Origin of the sequence: Promicromonospora kroppenstedtii DSM 19349 (assembly GCF_000515355.1) — a bacterium.
Classification (GTDB): domain Bacteria; phylum Actinomycetota; class Actinomycetes; order Actinomycetales; family Cellulomonadaceae; genus Promicromonospora; species Promicromonospora kroppenstedtii.
Genome location: NZ_KI911686.1, coordinates 79,525 through 82,712, shown reverse-complemented (window position 1 = coordinate 82,712; position 3,188 = coordinate 79,525). Strand labels below are relative to the sequence as shown.

The 3,188-nt window shown below is 73.2% G+C and carries 4 protein-coding genes; 3 read left to right on the top strand and 1 reads right to left on the bottom strand.

The window, feature by feature from the left end; genetic code table 11:
• Positions 1-30 precede the first annotated feature (30 nt).
• Together PROKR_RS15020 and PROKR_RS15015 are read left to right on the top strand one after the other, a co-directional pair.
• Positions 31-1,476: a LutB/LldF family L-lactate oxidation iron-sulfur protein gene (locus tag PROKR_RS15020; RefSeq protein ID WP_051433045.1), complete on the top strand. Its 1,446-nt coding sequence runs from the start codon at positions 31-33 to the stop codon at positions 1,474-1,476.
• Entirely contained in the window at positions 1,473-2,225 is a 753-nt protein-coding gene (locus tag PROKR_RS15015) for a LutC/YkgG family protein (RefSeq protein ID WP_036964447.1), read from the top strand. Before PROKR_RS15020 ends, PROKR_RS15015 begins: the two co-directional genes overlap by 4 nt.
• Positions 2,226-2,227: 2 nt before the next feature.
• Here the strand turns inward: PROKR_RS15015 and PROKR_RS15010 are convergent, their stop codons facing one another.
• Positions 2,228-2,641: a DUF2000 domain-containing protein gene (locus PROKR_RS15010; protein WP_036964446.1), complete on the bottom strand. Its 414-nt coding sequence runs from the start codon at positions 2,639-2,641 to the stop codon at positions 2,228-2,230.
• Positions 2,642-2,691: 50 nt separating this feature from the next.
• Here PROKR_RS15010 and PROKR_RS15005 point away from each other — a divergent pair.
• Positions 2,692-3,188, top strand: a 497-nt coding sequence (locus PROKR_RS15005; RefSeq protein WP_036964658.1) for an AraC family ligand binding domain-containing protein, incomplete at its 3' end; no start/stop codon positions are given.

Genomic DNA, 3,188 nt, shown 5'->3' with positions numbered 1-3,188 from the left:
GGCCCGAGCCCCGACGCGGCGCCCGGCACCCTGGGCGGCGTCGGGCGGCCGGAGGACCCGCTGCACTGGGGCGCGTCCTTCCCCGACGCCGCGAAGGCAGCGCTGGAGAACGAGCAGCTGCGCCGCAACCTGGGCAACGCGACCGCCACCATCCGGTCCAAGCGGGCCCGCGTGGTGGGCGAGGTGCCGGACTGGGAGGCCCTGCGCGACGCCGGGTCGGCCATCAAGGCCGATGTGCTGGCGCGCCTCCCCGAGCTGCTGGAGGAGCTCGAGCGCAACGTGAGCGCGCGGGGCGGCGTCGTGCACTGGGCACGGGACGCCGCCGAGGCCAACCGGATCGTCGCCGACCTGGTGCGCGCGAAGGAGACCGACGAGGTCGTCAAGGTCAAGTCCATGGCCACGCAGGAGATCGGGCTCAACGAGGCGCTGGCCGAGGAGGGCATCGCCGCGGTCGAGACCGACCTCGCGGAGCTGATCGTGCAGCTCGCCGACGACATGCCGTCGCACATCCTGGTGCCCGCGATCCACCGCAACCGCACGGAGATCCGCGACATCTTCCTGGAGCGGATGGGCGACGCTCCGCCGGACCTGACCGACGTGCCGCGCGAGCTCGCGATGGCCGCCCGCGCGCACCTGCGGCGCAAGTTCCTCTCGGCCAAGGTCGCGATCAGCGGCGCGAACTTCGCGGTCGCGGACACCGGGACGCTCGCCGTGGTGGAGTCCGAGGGCAACGGCCGCATGTGCCTCACGCTGCCCGAGACCCTGATCACGGTGATGGGTATCGAGAAGCTGGTCCCGACCTATCGCGACCTGGAGGTGTTCCTCCAGCTGCTGCCCCGTTCCTCGACCGGCGAGCGGATGAACCCGTACACCTCCATGTGGACGGGCGTGACCCCGGGCGACGGGCCGCAGGAGTTCCACCTGGTGCTGCTCGACAACGGCCGCACGAAGGTGCTGGCCGACGAGGCGGGGCGCTCGGCCCTCCACTGCATCCGCTGCTCGGCGTGCCTGAACGTCTGCCCGGTGTACGAGCGGGTGGGCGGCCACACCTACGGTTCGGTCTACCCCGGCCCGATCGGCGCGATCCTGACACCGCAGCTCACCGGCGAGAAGTCGGACCTGCCATACGCCTCCACGCTGTGCGGCGCGTGCTACGAGGTCTGCCCGGTCAAGATCGACATCCCGTCGATCCTGGTCGAGCTGCGGGCGCGTGAGGTCGAGCTCGGCGGCGCCTCGCCCGACACCGCGGACCGGGTGTGGAAGGCGGCCATGAAGGCGGCGTCCTTCGCGATGGCCGACGGCGCCCGGTTCCGCCGGGCCGCGCGCCTCCCGCGGGTGCTGCGGGCGATCTCGCGGCACGGCGTGATCCGGCGGCTGCCGTTCCCCGGCTCGCTCTGGACCCGGTCCAGGGACCTGCCGGAACCACCGAAGCAGACGTTCCACGACTGGTGGGCCGGGCGGGAGGACGAGCGATGAGTGACGCCAGGACCGAGATGCTGTCCCGGATCCGGACGGCGCTGGGCACCTCCACGCCGGAGCCCGCTCCGGTGCCCCGGGAGTACCGTTCCGCCGGAGAGCATGCCGCCGGGTCGGCGGAGGTGCTGGAGGTGCTGGTCGACCGGCTCGTGGACTACAAGGCGCACGTGCACCGGGTGACGGCAGCGGACCTGCCGGAGCTGCTGGCGGAGCTGCTGGCGCCAGGGCCCGGGGCCGATCCAGGGCGGTCGGCAGAAGGTCAGGTGGTCGGCAGCTCGAGCGACCGATCTTCTGACATTCTGCCGGCCGGCCGGGAGGCCGAAGTCGCGCGGGCGCGGAGCAGCGTCGTCGTGCCGCCCGGGATCGAGCCCGCGTGGCTCGCCGGGCTGGCGGACGTCGAGGTGCTCACCGACTCGCGGGAGGCGCCGCTCTCCGCGGTCGAGCTGGACGGGACCGACGCCGTGGTGACGGCCGCGCGGGTAGCGGTGGCCGAGACCGGGACGATCGTGCTGGACGGCGAGCCCGACCAGGGCCGGCGCGCGATCTCCCTGGTGCCCGACGTGCACGTGTGCGTGGTGCGGACGGACCAGGTGGTGCAGACCGTGCCGGAGGCCGTGCGGCTGCTCGACGCCGACCCCGGTCGGCCGCTGACCTGGATCAGCGGGCCGAGCGCCACGAGCGACATCGAGCTCGACCGCGTGGAGGGTGTGCACGGCCCCCGGACGCTGCACGTAGCGCTCGTGTCCTGACCTCAGGGGTGCAGGCGCGCGCCCTTGACCACCTTGTCGACGACGCGGCGTTCGCCGGCGACCGCGATCCCGACCAGGTCGAGCTTCCCTGTGGCCACGCCCGCAACGGCGGCCCGGTTGTCGACGTCGTTCCCCGTGGCGAACAGGTCGGCCGTGTAGACGCCGATGCGCAGGCCTCGCGTGGCGGCGCGCTCCCGGAACGTGGCCAGCCGGTCGCCGTCGGCCACCATGACCATGACAGGGGTGCCGAGCATCGCGAGGTACTCCTGGCCGTCGGCGTCGCGGTAGGTCTCGCCGACCAGGTCGGGGTAGGCCGCGGTCACGGCGCTGGACAGGAAGGCTGTGACGTTGTTCTCCTGCCAGGCGAGCAGGTCGTCGCGCAGCACGATCACGATCTTGGCTTGTTCGAAGGTCATACCGCCCAGGGTGGCCGCGGACGGCGCCGCGGATCTTGTACGTTCTTGATGTGCCCCCGCTCGATCGCCCCGCCGGCCCGGCCCCCGACGTGGTGCGCGCCTGGCGGCCCGGGATCCCGGGCGTGGCCGAGGTGCTGCACGCCGCATGGCACGAGCACGCCTACCCGGCGCACACGCACGACACCTGGACCGTGCTGATCGTGGACCGCGGCCTGATCGGGTACGGCCTGGACGGTCAGGAGCACGCCGCGCGGCGCACCGGGGTGACCGTGCTGCCGCCGGGCGTGGTGCACGACGGGCGGTCCGTGACCGCGAGCGGTTTTCGCAAGCGTGTTGTCTATCTGGAGCCCACCGTGCTCGACGACGCGCTGGTCGGCCGGGCGGTCGACGCGCCGCTGGTCCCCGACGACACGCTGCGCAGGCGGTTCGTGGGCCTCGACCGGGCGCTGACCGTGCGCGAGGACGTCGCGGCCGAGAGCCTGCTCGCGCTGGTCACCGACGGTCTGGCCTGGCACCTGACCGGCCGTCCGACGCCGCCGCGCGAGCC